This window comes from Bacteroides finegoldii DSM 17565 (assembly GCF_000156195.1).
Taxonomy (GTDB): Bacteria; Bacteroidota; Bacteroidia; order Bacteroidales; family Bacteroidaceae; genus Bacteroides; species Bacteroides finegoldii.
On record NZ_GG688320.1, the window covers coordinates 152,762 to 170,273 of the forward strand.

The 17,512-nt window shown below is 38.3% G+C and carries 8 protein-coding genes; all 8 read right to left on the reverse strand.

Going from position 1 to position 17,512, the window contains the following annotated elements; all coding sequences use genetic code 11:
- Nucleotides 1-15: 15 nt before the first annotated feature.
- Nucleotides 16-2,127 carry a hypothetical protein gene (locus BACFIN_RS13705; protein ID WP_007750961.1) on the reverse strand — a complete coding sequence of 704 codons (2,112 nt, stop codon included), beginning with the start codon at nt 2,125-2,127 and terminating at the stop codon, nt 16-18.
- A gap of 121 nt (nt 2,128-2,248) precedes the next feature.
- Nucleotides 2,249-3,880, reverse strand: coding sequence for a RagB/SusD family nutrient uptake outer membrane protein (locus tag BACFIN_RS13700; RefSeq protein ID WP_007750962.1), 1,632 nt, complete (start codon nt 3,878-3,880; stop codon nt 2,249-2,251).
- Nucleotides 3,881-3,882: 2 nt separating this feature from the next.
- Nucleotides 3,883-7,017 (reverse strand): SusC/RagA family TonB-linked outer membrane protein, encoded by a 3,135-nt coding sequence (locus BACFIN_RS13695; protein WP_007750963.1) that lies wholly within the window; start codon nt 7,015-7,017, stop codon nt 3,883-3,885.
- A gap of 18 nt (nt 7,018-7,035) precedes the next feature.
- Nucleotides 7,036-8,694, reverse strand: coding sequence for a fasciclin domain-containing protein (locus tag BACFIN_RS13690; RefSeq protein ID WP_007750966.1), 1,659 nt, complete (start codon nt 8,692-8,694; stop codon nt 7,036-7,038).
- Nucleotides 8,687-10,423 carry a DUF5108 domain-containing protein gene (locus BACFIN_RS13685; protein ID WP_007750969.1) on the reverse strand — a complete coding sequence of 579 codons (1,737 nt, stop codon included), beginning with the start codon at nt 10,421-10,423 and terminating at the stop codon, nt 8,687-8,689. The genes BACFIN_RS13690 and BACFIN_RS13685 overlap by 8 nt, the downstream gene beginning before the upstream one ends.
- Nucleotides 10,424-10,439: 16 nt before the next feature.
- Nucleotides 10,440-11,987 (reverse strand): RagB/SusD family nutrient uptake outer membrane protein, encoded by a 1,548-nt coding sequence (locus BACFIN_RS13680; RefSeq protein ID WP_032839393.1) that lies wholly within the window; start codon nt 11,985-11,987, stop codon nt 10,440-10,442.
- Nucleotides 11,988-12,001: 14 nt separating this feature from the next.
- Nucleotides 12,002-15,271: a SusC/RagA family TonB-linked outer membrane protein gene (locus BACFIN_RS13675; protein ID WP_007750973.1), complete on the reverse strand. Its 3,270-nt coding sequence runs from the start codon at nt 15,269-15,271 to the stop codon at nt 12,002-12,004.
- A 16-nt stretch (nt 15,272-15,287) separates the two neighbouring features.
- On the reverse strand, nt 15,288-17,510 hold the full coding sequence (locus BACFIN_RS13670; protein ID WP_007750974.1) for a fasciclin domain-containing protein: 2,223 nt from the start codon (nt 17,508-17,510) through the stop codon (nt 15,288-15,290).
- Nucleotides 17,511-17,512 lie beyond the last annotated feature (2 nt).

A 17,512-nucleotide genomic window follows, 5' to 3' on the forward strand; every position in this document is an offset into this window, starting at 1 on the left:
ATTTTTTGTGTTTGATTATGGTAATGGCTTCAATCCTTCCCAACGGACATTCCAAGTTCCATCTTTCGGAAATCCCGGATTAGTCTCCGTACATCCGTCCCAACCGGCACACATCATCGCAATAGCAGTCAGTAAGCCGCCATTACCCGGTAAATAAATACGTAAACGACCGTCCTGATAATTATGACCATTCGGCAAGTATGTGTTTGTGCGTTTATCCATCAGTAAAGCTCCGACGGCCTTTTCCGGTTCACCCAAACGGGCAGCATTCATAGCCGTCATCGGATAATCCCATCCCCAGGTTTTACCCCAATTCCAGTTATCCCAAATCCAGTGCAATGTATTTTTCATATAATCTTCCCGGATAAGTTTATTCATCGGAAGAATACCGACTGCCCCTAATACTGCCATGTGGTCGGAAGTATAACGAATATCTTTATAAGTATCTATGGCTGTTTCAGCAGCCAGATAAAGTCCTTCATTATTAGATGCTAAAGGGGAAAGTTTGTCGATCATTTCATCCCATTCCAGACTACGTTGCTGTCCCATACGTTCACGCCATTGTTGAGCGGTCTGCATGGCAAAATGCCAGTAAGAAAGTTCAAAAGGAGGATTAATTGTTTCTGCAGCACGCAACGTTTCTTGTGCAGGAATGGCACCTTTCAATACGTAACGTCCTTCCAGTTCATCGTATGTAGCAAAAGAGTACATAAATTCTGCAGTCTCCTGTACCAAACGATTATATTTCTCCAACACTTCTTTAGTCGGATCAGCACGATAAAGTAATTCTGCCAAATAAATTAGATGAGGTTGTTGCCAAATCAGAAAACTTCCTACTTTGGAAGGGGCTTCCGTTCCTGAAGGATCGGTCATTTTCATCCAGCGAACACCATCAAACCCTTGTCTTTGGGCTATTTGACGCGCTATCGGTTCAACCTTTTCATACCAACCTAATGTACGGTCAAGTAAGTTGCTACGATTCCAAAGAGCAAATTGAGCTTCGTGCCACCAGATCATTTCAAGATGGAATTTGCCAAACCACGAATTATAGGTAAGCCCCGTCTCTTGCGGAGGAGTAGTACCTGCGCTCTGAATTGCAAGCAAATATTGGCTAAGTACCACACGTCGTTCCAGTTCTTTGGCCCGTGGGTCCGTACATGCCGAAAAGTCAACAGCTGCGCCTTCCTTCCAAAACGAGTTCCAATAGTTTTTTGCTTCTTCTTGAGTTTGTGCTACAGTAACAGGCTGCGTTGAAGGAGCTGTACTAGTAAAAGCACATGTAAAAGCTAAATGATCGTCCATCGGAGTCAGGACAAAATAATGTTTTGCTTTCTCATTTAAAGTAGCCTTCCCTTCCCAACACAAAGTTACGAAATACTCTGTGCTATCTAAAGTATGTTTCAAAACTGCGGAAGATTCATTTTGAGTAACAATAGTCGTTATATGTTTATCAACGGCTTCCCAATTACATGCATCATCACAATGAGCGCCCGTAGGATACGGAAAGCGAAAACAAATCCCGGTATGCGCCTTAGAGGTAATATTTGCAGCAATCATATCATTAGAAGGATGGCAGACTGTCTCCACTTGATAATCTTCACCGTTTAATTTAAACCGACTTTCGATTTTTCCATCCCACAAGCAAAGTTTCTGATGAACGTCAGTTACCTGTTCAATATCCGTACCTTCTTCCACGTCAAAACCGACAATTCCTAAATGAAGACGATGCGGATTGACACGAAACCAATTAGCGGCATCCTGTTGTCTGCCTTCTTCTTTGAATTGAGTAGCGTAAAGTTCTTTCTTTCCCCTGCCAAAATCATATTCTTTCAGAGTTTCTTCCGAAGTAAACCGGTCCGGATTGGCGAAGCTATGCCAGCCCCACTGGCTCTGCGTTCCCAATGGAACTCCTTTTTTATAATTGTCCGGAAACGTCTGTAATCCTGTTATGTCTACCGTATAAGCAAACTCTCCATTTCCTACAGAAAGTGAAGCCAATGAATCGAATGCCGTCACAACAGGACTATTCCTTTCTACTAATGCCTCACGGTCAATTATCGGCTGATTTCCATCTCCGCAAGCTGTCCAAATAAAAAGTGCTGCAATAGATACTGCGAATGTTTTCATGATTCTTTATTATTGTTATTTACAAAAGTATTTATTTTTGAAACAAATGACGCGGATTCTCATTCAAAAACCCGCGTCACTCCACCCTAATAATCCAATCCAAAGGATGATTTGAGGATCTTTATTTTAAATTCCAATGAACGAAATAACCTGCTTTTCCACCAACTTCTGCATTAATCTTAGCACGAATGGCTTCCGGATCAGCATATTTCGGACAAACACGATCAGCTATGATACTTGGATCATTGTAACGACGTGCCATACGAACCATAGTAGGATAAATCTTTCCTTCTGCCGGAAATTCAAGCATCATTTCATCAAGAATCGCTTCATCATTGGCTCTAGCATCCCCACGTGTAAACTCACGATTACCCAAATTAAATGCCCCACGAATACCCAGGTCCGGATAACGACGAGTACCTAACGTACTAGCTCCGGTCCAGTCATCTGTAAAACCATCCCATGTCACTCCACCATTCGGAAAACTTCCGTTCACTCCCTGATTAATCAATGCCGATGCTTCCGTTACACGTCCCAAATTATTGAGAGCCTCCGCCAACATGAAATACAGCTCACTGCCACGATAAATATAAATATGCACATCATCTTGATAAGCATAGGTACGCGCTGTGCTATTTGACGGACGATACTTCTGGATAACATAATTACCACTTTTATCTTTCGCAAAATAATAAGTGGAACGCTTATCCGAAGTAGCACCTCCAAGCGGATTAAAATCCGGATCAGTATAACGATCCATTCCTACCTGTGACGGAGCCAACAGATACTCATTGGGTGATTCTGTCCCAAAATGTTTCAACAAACTATTAGTCTGGTTTCCTTGATAATTATAGATAATAGCAGAAACAGTCTCTTGTGGTTGAGGATTAGTATTATCCCAAATCTTACTATATGTACCTGTCAACTTCACATTATGCATATACTGTGTTGCATCATTCACCGTACTGGCAAACTTTGCATTCATTGTATTCAAAATAACATTCACTGTTTTCTGGTAGTCACCATGCCACAAACATAACTCTCCATATAATGCAAAGAATTCCGGTGTCATATAGTCCCAATAACGATATGTACTTTCTGCTGTTTCCGTATTAGGATCGAGCCATTCTTTCCATGACATTGTATTCGTGCCATCTATTCCATCAAACCCTTTAGTTAACAAATCAAGACAGCCTTCCACTATCTCATCCAAATTCTTCACAGGAAAGTCATTCAAATCTTTCATCTCACGAACCGGATCATTAAACCAGACAGCCTCTCCATAAATCTTACCTAATGTAAGATATATCCACGCTTTCACACGAAGTGTACAACTAACCAAAGCTTTATAATGATCCAGATTAATAGCTGCCGGATTTTCTGTTTTATAATCATACAACTTTGACAAGTAGTCATTGCATGCTATAATTACATCGTAATAAGCAGCCGGATCGGCATACGAATTTCCTGTCAAGTCTGTATCATAATTGTAGATACTATACAACTCACTGGGAGCGTTCTTTGTTGGTTCCAGCAATTCACCACGTGTATCTGTCAAATAGATCACTTTGTCTCCAATGGCTTGTACTTTGGTCATAATACCTATATACCCCGAATACATCTCACTTTCTTCGGTGATGTATCCGTCATGATCTAATACATTCTTCGTCTCGACATTGAAGAAATCGTTGCATGCGCCCAAGAAGAATGTCATACTTAGTAACACATATTTCAATATATTCTTTTTCATCATCCTTAAAAGTTCAAATTAACACCAAATTTAATTGATTTAGGCTGCATCATTTTCGCATAGTCAAATCCTTGCATAGCATCACTATAAGAATAAGAGAATTCAGGATCCAACCCTAAATATTTTGTAGCTGTCAACAGATTCTCACCTGTTACATACAATGTACCGGAACGGAAGAAATTCAGGAATTTCTTGTCAAAACTATAACTAAATGTAACATTCTTCATACGCAAGAAAGAAGCATCTTCTATCCAACGGTCCGAAAAATCATTGTTACCCATCGGGTCGTTCCATTGAGCACGAGGAATATTAGTTTGTTGTCCTTCCAACGACCAGCGGTTTACAACTGCCGCACTTTGATTGCCAAAAGTAGAAAGTGATTCCAAACTACGTCTCACACCATTATAAGCCTGATTCCCCTTTGAATAAGAGAATTCTGCAGACAATGCAAAAGATTTATAACTGATTCGTGTAAAAAAGCCACCGAAATACTTCGGTGCGGCACTGCCTAAAGAGACACGATCTTTACTATCGATACGCCCATCACCGTTCTGATCTACAAAATGGATGTCTCCTGCCTGATAAGCCTGTCCTTTTTGATTGACCAGATTAGCAGCATCTGCTTCAGCCTGTGTAGAGAATACCCCAAGCGTCTGATAACCATAGAACTGATAAGGAGACTCTCCTACACGGGAAACCAACTGCGCACCATCACTATAGCTATTAATCAATTGTGATGTGTTTCCTAATGACTTCACCTCCGATTCATTGCGGGCAATATTACCACCTATAATCCATTCGAAATCACGTGTACGAACCAAAGAAGCTTGCACTGCCAATTCTACACCTTTATTTTTTATTTCTCCACAATTTGCATAATAGTTTAGAGAACCAAGTGCCGATGTATGAGGTACTGCAAAAATAACATCTTTGGACAGATTATTATAATAATCCAATGTCACTTCCAAACGATTACGCAACAGACTCATATCCAATCCAAGATTAAATTGTATGTTCTTCTCCGGTTTCAAAGTGGTGTTTGATATATTGGCACGAACAATACCGGAAGTAGTCATATAAGGCAAACTTGTATAATAATATTTTCCAAGATTGGAAGAGAAACGGCTATTACCGGACAAACCATATTCCGCACGCAAGTTTAAGCGATTTACTAATGTAGAGTTAGTCAATGGCAACCAACCTTTTCCGAGCAAAGTCACACCACCGGAAGGATATATATAAAAGTGGTTTCCATAAGTACCGGCAGAGGACGCACCATCAGCCGCCACATTCAAAGAAGCTGCTACCATATCACGATAGGTATAATCAGCATGAGCATAAAAATTCGCCCAGTTCCATTTTTCCTGATAACCGTAAAAGTAGCGTCCGATTGTTTTTGTATCTCCCAATGTTTGATAAAAATCATTCGGAGTGTTACGGCCTGCACCACCTTCATACTTATTTTGAGTAATCAACATTTGAGCACCAGCAAGAATATTCAAATGGTGGATACCCTGAAAAAGTCTCTGATAACGTACATTACCATTTGCGAAAATGTTCAAAGTTTCACCTACACCTTCCTTCACGGTATTTTCTGCATTACCATACTGATCAACAATCGGCAAAATACTCTTATCTGATAGTCCGGGAATAAATAGGTGTTCTTTATTATAATTATAAAACATTCCAAATGTACCATTGAACGATAATCCATTGAAAGGCTTGTAAACCAATCCAAGTCTGAAATTTACATCATACTGTCGGTTACGACCATCAAGTGTATTGACGATAGCCAATGGATTGCTTACCGCAAAATCCATATTCGTTGAATTACCATAGTAATAAGTAGAGTAAGTATCCAAAATATTACCATCAATATCTTTCTTATAAGGACTTAACAATGGAGCACGCGAATAAGCTGCTAAGATCGGATTGCTAACATTATCCATTCCCTGTTGCTGATAATTGCCTGTCAGATAAGCTAAACCGACCGTTGCTGTCATCTCCACCCATTTACTAATCAAAACATTTGTATTCAATTGTGTATGGTAACGCTGGCTTTTAGTGTAATCCATCAGTCCATTTTCCATCGCATATCCTAATGAAAGGTCATATTTGGCAATAGCATCACCACCTTCTACACGAAACAGATTGTCTGTTACAAAACCATTTTTATAAATTTCATCTTGCCAATCTGTGGTATTGTTATACAAGTAATTGTATTTACTATTGGGATCACTCAAAAAAGGAAATTCCGAGAAAAATCCTTCCATATTACCGAAATAAGTCATACCAATATCCGAAAGGTAAGATTTGTAATCATTACCTGTAAGTAATGGCATACGTTTATTATTCCAATTCACCCCATACTGTCCATAAAAGCTGACTCGCGTATCCAAATTATCGGAAGTTGCACCATCCGTTTCAATTAGAATAACACCGTTCGACCCCATCGAACCATACATAGAAGCCTCCGCTCCTTTCAGTACAGTGATATTTTGAATATCTTGAATATTATATGCCTGAAATATATCTCTCGAAAATCCATTTATCAATTGTGATTCACGAGAATCAGGTAAATAGGGGACACCATTAATTACCACAAGCGGAGCGTTTGAACCTACAAAAGAACGAATACCACGCAGGTTCATATAACTTCCCTCACCTGGCATACCACCTGCACGGGTTGTCTTCAAGCCTGCTACCTGTCCTGCCAAAGCCCGATCTATCTTCATACTTCCCTGCGTGAAATCTTTTTTATTGATATTCACCGCAGAAGTCAGTTCCGGACGGGAACTTTCGATTCTCATAGGTAATATAGCCGATTCATTATATTTATATGTGCTCTCCGGCATCATCAGAATAACCACTTGTGAATTATCATCTACCAAGCGAGTTTCCGGATAATAACCAGCTGCCCACACTGAAATTTGAGTCGTATTCTCTTTCAACTCCATTTTGAAAGTTCCGTCAACTCCAGTTTTCGCATCTTTACTTCCTACAGCCGAAATGATAGCCCCTTCAATCGGTTTATTTAGCGGTGAAAGTATTTTACCGCTAATTTTACGTCCTTGCGCATATACACTGGCTACCGACAGTAATAACAGCAAAGTTGTAAATATGATTTTTATTGTCTTCATATTGATTCCTTATCAAAATTAATAACAGTTCTTTGTTGGTTTCAGACACCAGTGGTGGAAGCAACATTTGCTTGCGTTTATTCCATGGAATTTAATAACCACATTTACCGGTTCCGTACCTTCAATGGTAATTACACCGACTTTTCCTCCATCACGATCATAATTCGTTTTCTTTTTATCTGTCGCTTTATTTACATCATATCCTTCAGGATAACCTTGTCCGCCACGATCATAGTGAAAATCAGTCTTTGTCAATTGAGAGGCTGTTACAGTCCCTACGTACTCCCCATTAAAAGAAACCTCTACATCATGTCCCATTTTTTGTTCAAAGCCCAAACACAAATCATATTCACCGGGAGGTATTTTATATGGAGTGGTTACTTTGTTTTTTTCATCATAGCTAAAAGCCGTAAAATTTAACGTATACTCTTTAATTGCAGCATCTGTTGTTTTAAAGCGTACAACGCGATTGATTATATTAGGGAAAACTCCAGGCCAACCAGACCATTCGCTCACCTTCGTTTCCATTTTATCAAAAGTCAAATTTTCATTATCAAAATAAAGAGCCTTTTCTTCTTCTGACAAATACTCATACCATCTCATGTAATCTTTAACACGATAAATCAATACATTGGTAGGAATCTTCATGTCTGTCACATAATAAGCAACACCATTACTAAGAGAAACTGGATTCTCCAGATCAACTTGCTGCACAGTTGTTCTCCACTGTTTACTAAATATAGAATTCAAATCTATATTGGCCTCAAAATCCGATTTAGATAGTTTCTTATCAAAGAACACTGACTGGAAAGTCCAATTTTCCAATATAGAATCCTCCCGTAGCATTCCCCATTCCTGTAGATTTTGACGGGCTACAGTCAACGCACGATTAACTACTTCATTAGAAGGAATCAGTACAGTCGCTGATAATGACTCTGACATCATATTAAAACCTTGAGCTTCAAAATAAGGATTAGTAACTATAAAAATTGAATCATAGACGTTACTTCCAGTCTCATCAACACCTATTATTTTACTAGCCTCTTTATCAAATGTCAACTGATTACGCTCCATAATCATCTCTCTAAAAATAGAATAATCATCTCCTAATCCTTCAATCAACTCATATAATGATTTAGGAGTTTCCACATAATCCTCTATTTCATAAACATAACCATTGTTCACCTTCGTTATCTTTTTCACAGCTATACCATTGAACGAGATAGAAGTAGCATTATCTTCATTTTCGACTTTCGACACATTGATATATTTTCCATTCCACATCAACACACGTTGTCCATCAGAAAGATTAGACGGAGAAAGAGAGATGTCCGAAATGTGTGATTTAGCCAAAAAAGTTCTATCATCCGTAACAACTGCACGAGACAAAGCATTATCATCATTAACCACTAGAATAGTGAACAACAGATCCTTCTCAATCATTTCATCCAGTACTCCTGTTTCGCTGAACAATTGATACATAGTACTCAATTCCGGTTGCGACTGTAAATAATCAACTGCCGATTTATTGACTACTGTAATGTTTACGTTATTCACCACCTGTTCTTCTTGGGAATAATGAGAATCCCAGTCGTCATTACATGCATATATACCACTTATTAGTAATATGGATGATAATATGTATTTTATAGTTTTCATAAGTAAGTGTTTATTCATCTTCAATTATCGGTTCGAAAGTCATATAATCTAATTGGATACGAAACTTGCTATTGGAAGTAGCAGCTGGATCAGCAATCACCATTTTCATAGAATGAGTGCCAGTTTTTGAAAACTCAATCTCATCATAAATGACTGTATCATAAAGCCCCAATGTATTAGCTGTAATACTTGCGTAAATTGGTATTTCAGTAGTTGTTTCGCTATCACCATCAAATGTAAAACGAATCTTACCACCATTACTTCCACTAGTCATTGTGCGCATAAAGTTCATAGAAGTTGCATAAGTAACTTTTAATATTACCTTATATTTACCAGCTATCAGAATCGGTGTCTTCATGATTATGGAACCATTATATCCTAAATTCAAATAGATATGATCTTTATTCTTACAATTCGTCCATGCAGAACCTGTTTTCGGAGTCGCGTAACCCACTGGATAATATCCGCCATTACTACCATCTGTAGATGTAGCACTACTTTTGGCGTCTATGGTATAGCAAGCGAGTGAAGAAACGTCTGACTGATGCTCACCTTCATCTACAGTCTGATACTTTTGATCTGGGTCACCATATCCACCATTAACCCAAGCAGCTACCTCTTCATAATCAGCAAAATCCCATTCTACCAGAACCGGAATCTCTGATTCCCACAAAGGTAGCCAACTATCTATCTCATGTAAAATACCATTCTTAGCCTGTACATCAGAACCATCCTCCACAAACATCGCTTTCACCGATTGACCATCAATTTCTCCTTCATAATTAAAATAAAGTTTATTACCACTCTGCAAAGACGCTTCTAATACGGCGTCCGCTTTAGTAGTCCATAATTTTGTTGTCGTACCTCCAGAGAAATTATTAAAATCAAAAACAGAGTAACTTCCTCCAATCACATGATATGCTACATAGCGAAATAGTTCATTTGTCTCATCTTTATAGTCTGTTCCTACTGCACCTGTTTTAACAGCAAGATCAGCAACAGAAGTAACCCCTTCAGAACGATAGGTGTCATCTGACACAGCCAATAGTGTATAATTCCGCTTTTGTTGAATAACTGTGTTATCTTCCTGTCTTATTTCATCGTAAATAATACTTAAACTATCTTTCCAACTTGTCTGATTCAACGCCTCGATAAAAATGGAGTATTTATCACTGTTTTCACTGATACGCTCATATAGATTTTCCACCAAAGGAGACATCACATCATTCAGTACATACACGTACCCATTGGACACCTGAATAGCCAATTCCTTCACATGTGCTTCTTTATTCACATAAATAGAATTGAATCCTCCTGTCTCTGAACTTTCATCAAAAGAGACGGAAAGATAATCATCTGAAAGTGTTTTAGCCTCCAGTTTACCTCCTTGAACAAAAGTGTTCAAATTGATGGAGTCATTCACTATATGATACTCTGCAAGACTACGGGCATAATCCTTCCCTAATTCTTGAATAGAAGATACATTCTTTTTCAAATAGAAACTGCGCACGGCCTCGTTAGTAGGAACCAATACAGTAAAATAAGACGAAGCTTGATTTACAGCATTAAACAAATCCGCATACTTCAATACGGTAATCCACTCGGAAAACTCATCAGAGCGTGTTTCCAAATAAGACGATATCGGATTCATGTCATAAACCTGATAGGTAGAATCTTCGTACGGATCATTGCATGCACTGAAAAATGCAACCAATAATAATAAATATATATTTCCAAAAGTCTTCATAATAAATGGCTGTTTATTAATTATTACCTGTTATTCCATAATATGGATTCTGTACCAGTAAGTTGTTATTTTCAATTTCGTCTGCATGAATAGGTAAATACCATGCATATTCATTCTGGAGAACTGAACGTATCCAACTAGCATTTGCTGTCATATTGTATTGCTGAACCAAAGTAATAAAAGCTGATTTATGAGCATAATTCTTACTTTTGGCGTAACGGATCATGTCATACCAACGCTTACCTTCAGCTGCCAATTCAATATTACGTTCCGGCAATAAATAATTTTCCATCATTGAACTTTCATCTTCCTCATCTAAGACTAATGTTTTCTCCGGCAAATTAGCGCGGGTTCGAATCTGATTCATTATATCAACAGCCTCCTGCCAATTTTCCTTTCCTTTCCAAATTAATGCTTCCGCCTTCATCAACATGATGTCCGCCATTCTATAAATAATCCAGTTTGCGTCATCCTTCAAACGCATTGCTTCCAAATTCGTAGGATCCGTATCCCCCATCTTATATTTCCAAATACAATAAACTGGGTTCTCTCCATCATTATATATTATAGAAGCACCATACCAACTGCGGACTGCATCTTTACCTGTTATTACTTCCATATAATCATTTTCCAAATCCTCGCTCATTTTAGTAGAATATTGGTAATTAGGATTTGTACCAGTTGTATACATAGCACTTGGTCCTCCTGTTTGATTATAGGTGTTGCCATCCCAGTTCACCTCAAAGATGGATTCATTACTATTACCTGGATTAAAAATTGTATACCAATTCTCTGGAATCGTAATAAAAGCCGGACGACGTGATGCAGTAGCATTGATTAATAGATCTGCATATTTAATACAAGTGTCATAATCTTCCGTCCACAAGGAAACTTCTGACATCAATGCATACAAAGCCCATTTAGTAACACGTCCTTTGGAAGCATTCCAATTATCATTATCATAAAACTCTTTTGCTCCTCCAGAATCAAGAGCTGTTTGCACATCTGCCTTAACTTGTTTCAATATTTCTTCTTCCGAAGATTTGGCAATGGAGAATGGAGTAGAGTCATCCTCATAAGGAGTTGTAACCAAAGGCACCTCCTTAAAATTCCGTACCAGATAGAAGTACATTAATGCTCGCATAAAATAAGCTTCAGAAAGGTGAGCATTCATTGCACCCTCTGTATAAGTATCATCTATTTCATGTACTCCCGGAGCATGAGCAATCACTACATTTGCCATGTTTATAACCTGATATATATTTTCCCATTTACAAATAGACTCCGTCCCATCCAACTGGAAATTCTGCAATTTCATCCCATCCTTATCACCTGTTAAAGTACAAATAGATGCCCCACGCAACTCTCCCCATTTCAATAATGACTGGCAAGAGGAGCGCATATAATAATAACCGGAAGCTATGACCGCTTCTACATCTTCTTTCGATTTCCAGTAAGCATCAGTCACTTGTTCATTCTTGGGAAGCAAGTCCAACCAATCACTACAGCTACTATTCAGCAGCAGGCTACCTGCCATTATCCCTATATAAATTAGTTTCTTCATATCTGCAAATATTATTAAAAATTCAAGTTTAAACCACAGGAAAAACGGCGGGAGCAAGGTGTGTTTGCACTATCTTTCGAAAGTTTTGAAGCCGAAGTAGGAAGGGATACTTCCGGATCCTGCCCTGTATAACCAGTCCAAGTAAACAAGTCATAACCAGTAACAAAGAAATTAAGCATGTTGATACCTAAATAATTACATACCTTTTTAGGTAGAGAATAGCTCAATGACAAAGTCTTCAAACGTACATAAGAAGCATCTTCTACAAAACGGTCAGACCCTAAATAGTTATATCCCTCATTATATAAAGCACGCGGTATGTCTGTATTATCTCCTTCATTCCTCCAACGTCGTAAAACAGCTTTACTTTGGTTGTTAGCATTATACATAGACTCATTATTCATACGAGTCTCATTTATGATTTTCTGTCCGAAACGACCATAAAACGATGCATTTAAACTTAGGCGTTTATATTTAATTGTAAAGCCAAAACCACCAGTAAGAATTGGGTTACAATTGCCCAGATAAACGATATCGTATTCATTTATCACACCATCATGATTAACATCTTCATAAATAGCATCACCCGGACATACCTGTTTAGCACCATTCTTCATAACGATTGGCTTGCCGCTTACATCATTCATAACATTTCCCTCTTTATCCCGTGCATAAGTAGACTCCTGATTCTGATAAACTCCTTTGTAGCGATAACCATAGAAGGAACCAAACGGGCGTCCTTCTTCTATACGAATAGCATATTCACCATTTTTGAAAGTGTAAGGCTCCGGATTCATCGTTTCAGGTAATTCGGTAATTTCGTTAGTGTTACGACTCAAGTTAACATAGGCGCTAACACGCCAATCTTTCTTTTCATACAATACACCATCGATACGAGCTTCCCATCCTTTGTTCTCCATTCTTCCAGAGTTATACCATTTATTTTTAGAGAACCCTGTAGTAGTCGGCATTTTCGGCTCTTTCTGCAGCAAATCTTTAATATATTTATTATACCACTCAAAAGTTAACCTTAATCTACCACGGAAAAAACTAAAATCCCCTCCCAAATTGTACTCTGTTGAAGTTTCCCATTTCAAATTATTCAACTGCATTCTGCTAGGATAAATAGCGGACATATCCATATATTCTCCTCGTGAACTATAAGCTCCATAATAAGCACCCGTTCCCTTCGGAGCATTACCGCTTTGCCCAATACTGAAACGAAGTTTGATTTCATCCATCCAGTCTTCTGCATTTTTCATAAATGGTTCATTTTGCATATTCCAAGAAATTCCCACGGTAGGAAAGATACCCAAACGCTCTGACTTACCCATTGCAGAATTAGCGTCCATCGTTGCAGAAGTATGAAATACATAACGATCCAATAAAGTATAGTTAATCAAACCAGTTCCGGAAATACTACGCGCTTCTGACTCTCCTGAACCTAGACTATAAACAGAGCTACCTGTAATCGGATCTGCAAGACCAGAAGAAGCATTACCATAAGACGTACTTGTCGTACTGGAACTTGTAGCCTGTGTAGTACGAAATACAGCTGTTGCAATCAAATTATGTTTATCCTTCCAATTTTTATTGAATATCAATTTATTTTCTGTTTGCAACGTTAGACTCTCGGAAGAGGCAGCAGTACTCTGATTAGCATATTCACTCGTCCAAGCCACTCCCGTAGCAACCTGTGGAAGGAATTTATCAGTAGTAGTAGTCGACATTTTAAGAGAAACATAAGCCGAATATGTTAAATACGGAAGAATTCTATAGTCAATACGAAAATTAGCACGACTATCACGTGACATTGTATTTTTATAACTTTCGTTTGCCATAGCTACCGGATTAAAATTGGAGGCACTACTGTTACTCGCCTTAAATTCACCCTCCCAGTCTTTCGTCTGATAAGAAAAATACTGTGAAGAGCGATTTCCATTTTCATCCATATAATAAGGAGACTTATTTGGCATCTTTTTAAATGCTTCCGAACGTACATTACTATCTTTTGGTGCCCAATTATCATCTTTATCCGACTGTGTAAAGTAGAAATCTGCTCCAAATCTTAACTTATCCGAGAAATTATAGTCTACACGTAAAGATGAGTTGAAACGTTTCAATCCTGTACCGATGGTTGTACCTCCTTCACTTAAATATCCCAGTGCCAGACGATAAGTAGCTTTCTCACCACCACCACTCATAGAAAACGAATTATCTGTTGTAAACGCATTCTGACGTACCTCATCCAACCAGTTCGTATCTACATTATATTCATTAAAATAGTTCCAATTAGGTGAATAGTTAATTTCAGGGGTATCATATAAATATTTTAAATAGGTATCAGCATTCAGCCCTGTGTAGTTAGCACTATTCCACAAAGCCTCCTGCACCATAGCAATATACTCTGATCCATTTAACATTGGAATACTATTCGGTTCGAATTTTGCAGTGAACTTAGAAGAAAAATTAAATGTAGTCTTTCCAGTTTTACCTTTTTTGGTCGTAATTGACAACACGCCATTAGCACCTTTCGTTCCCCAAATAGCTGTAGCAGCCGCATCTTTCAAAACCTCGACCGACTCTATATCAGTAGGAGCAATATTCAATAAAGCACCTAAATCTTCTTCATTGGCAGTAGAAAAATCGAAATCATCATCCAACTCTTGTGTATAAGGAACTCCGTCAATCACAATTAAGGGTTCGACAGAACCATTCAGTGTACTAGTACCACGAATACGGATAGAACTCCTTGCTCCCGGGTCAGCACTCAATGCAATATCTACACCACTCAACTGACCTTGTAAAGCTTCTTCTACCGTTGCTATTGGAGCAGCAGCAATCAAATCTTCCATCATTACCTTCTGGGTCGCAGATACATTCTCTTTATGTCCGATACCCATATTATTACGTTCGATACGTTTGGCAGTGATAGCAACCTCATCCAACGTTTCCACATTGGACTCCAGTTTTATATTTAATACCTTCTGACCAGTATATTTGATTCGTTTCGTTTTCATACCAATGTATGAATATACCAATGTCAGATTGTTTTCTTGTGCAGGAATTTGTAAACGGTAGTCACCATCCAAATTAGTCACCGCACCTCCTACTGAACGGTTTTGAACGTTCACAATATTCACATTCGCACCGACTATCGGTTCGATCTGATTTCCCAGCATTTCGGTAACCTTACCGGACACGACTTGTACCTGTGCGGCTACTTCCCCTGTCCCCAGAACAAGTATCGCTATCAGCATGTATTTTACTAATTTCATATTCATATTAAATTCGGTTATATCAAAGGACTGTATCAATCAACTGAAAACATCCGTCGTCAAACGCAAACGGGAAGAAATTATAATCAGATATCACGTTTGCCACTTTTCCATCTACCATTATGCTTAATGAACTTCCGGTATCTGTATACACCAAAGACTTTCCACTAGCAGTAACATATGTAGAATTCTTCATAGCCGACCCCGGATAAGGATAAGAAATAAGTGCATTTTCCATATCACGTATAAAATATGAAAGCAGGTATTGACGAAGTTTCGAACTGCTAGTTACCGCTCCAGTCACATCCATGCCTGGAATTTGCCCTGCAGCTATTGCTGTACTAATGGCTTCATTTGTCGGAATAAAACCTATAACATGAGAAGCTCCTGCTAGTCCGAATATATAGTTGCTAGACATTACCATACCAGCTTTCTGCAACAGCTGCGCAAACTGATAATAAACATAACGGACATCATTACAAACGCTCAATTTGTGTTGTAACCCGTCACCTTCTTGTGCTTTAAAGAGAGCAGTTCCATCATACATATAAGTTTTCCCGTTATTCCAACTGTCATTTCCATTCTTCACTTCTGTAAATTCAACGAAAGGTTCTGCATTATTATCCGGTTCCAAAATCTGATTATAGGCAGCACTACTTGCTATCTTCCCATCTTTCACATACCAATAATTAAAACCGGTTTGTGTTGTAAGAACCTGTGTTCCAGTTGCTTTCAGCTCATCTACGCCAGTAGCTGTATGTATATTGACAATAGTTCTCATGATAGAAGAAGAAACATCTACCAATCCATCCTCTGTTTCTTGTTGTAATTTACTTCCATCTGCATAAGTTCTCAAGTAAATATCTTCTGACTCTATTTGTTCATTAGTAGGTACCAACAAGACATATTTCGTATCTTGTGAAGAATAAGCCGTTACCAACCCTGCTCCATCCAACATATAGAGATAGTAGTTACAATCTTTGTTACGAAAAGCCGGTCCAACAGCAGAAGCAAACAGAATAGGTGTATCAATTGTACTTAGTCCATAAAACACACCATTTACACACATCGACTTATCTTTCACCTTTGAAGGATCGAAATTAAAGACCATGTCATACATATTCTTAACTTTTCCACTTGTAATTTCATCAGGGAATGCAATTCCATCCTTATAAATAAACTGATTCAACATATATTTCATTGCTAAATCATCTACATCATCCAAGGATTCATATCCACCCTTTTCCCAATAATTATCAAAGAAATTATTCATTGCCACATCTGACGGTGCAAATACACTATATGCTTTTGAGGCATTATTGGCTACATCCGAGTATTTCGTTGAATACCATTCCACTGCTATAGCAGGCAAAGAAGTACCATGTGTATGAATAAAAAGTGAGTCGGTCCCCAAGGCTGCTCCAAAATCTTTAGATAAGGTAGCGTCATACGTATATGTGGTATTATCATTGTACAAATCGAAAAAAATCGAATAATTCTCATTCGACTCTAATTGAGTATAAATGGTTTCCAAAGGTTCAATAACCTGGTCAACAGTATAAATGTAACCATTGTCTGCCAAAATCTCATATTCATTGACAGCCGCATTGGAAACATTAAATCCTCCTGCCCCTTTCCATATGGAATTAGGATAAAAATAAGAGTAATTAGATGCTGCGTCCAACTTTTTGGTATCCCAAAAACGGTAAGAGAAAACCGGAATAAAACGGTCCAGATGATATACCATACGTCGTTTACCCGTAGAAGCCTCTACTTCTATAGTAGGTACATTGCTACTGCGTGTACGAAACTTATAATACAGACCCGCATTTTTATTCATTTCCTCATCAGTTATTAAATCACCTTCCGGACGAAAATTCACCAACTTATTTTTATTGTAAGAATAATAAAGCAGATGAAAACCAATCACTTTTTTCAATTCATCCAAATTTATTTCACTGATGTCGGAATAGCCGTGCTTCTCCAAATAGACCGAAAAAGCCGTATCATCCGGAGCCATCACAGTCAGGATACTTTTTCCCTCCATAATAGGCTTAAAACCTGCCAACTCTACTGCCTGCAAAAATAGCGAGTAGTTCCCTCTATCTTCCAGGACTTCCCAAGCACTACCTTTCAACCATTCAGGTTCTTCATAATGTTCATCTATCTTATCTGTACATGAGGAGATAAAGAAAGGCATGAACAGCATACAAAGTAGTACTGTTGTAAATGTCATGTTTTTCATAT

Excerpts from the sequence above, each read along its gene's own strand:
- BACFIN_RS13685 (WP_007750969.1), bottom strand. The coding sequence starts at position 10,423 with ATGAAGACTTTTGGAAATATATATTTATTATTATTGGTTGCATTTTTC.
- BACFIN_RS13705 (WP_007750961.1), bottom strand. The coding sequence starts at position 2,127 with ATGAAAACATTCGCAGTATCTATTGCAGCACTTTTTATTTGGACAGCT.
- BACFIN_RS13695 (WP_007750963.1), bottom strand. The coding sequence starts at position 7,017 with ATGAAGACAATAAAAATCATATTTACAACTTTGCTGTTATTACTGTCG.
- BACFIN_RS13670 (WP_007750974.1), bottom strand. The coding sequence starts at position 17,510 with ATGAAAAACATGACATTTACAACAGTACTACTTTGTATGCTGTTCATG.
- BACFIN_RS13680 (WP_032839393.1), bottom strand. The coding sequence starts at position 11,987 with ATGAAGAAACTAATTTATATAGGGATAATGGCAGGTAGCCTGCTGCTG.
- BACFIN_RS13700 (WP_007750962.1), bottom strand. The coding sequence starts at position 3,880 with ATGATGAAAAAGAATATATTGAAATATGTGTTACTAAGTATGACATTC.
- BACFIN_RS13675 (WP_007750973.1), bottom strand. The coding sequence starts at position 15,271 with ATGAATATGAAATTAGTAAAATACATGCTGATAGCGATACTTGTTCTG.
- BACFIN_RS13690 (WP_007750966.1), bottom strand. The coding sequence starts at position 8,694 with ATGAATAAACACTTACTTATGAAAACTATAAAATACATATTATCATCC.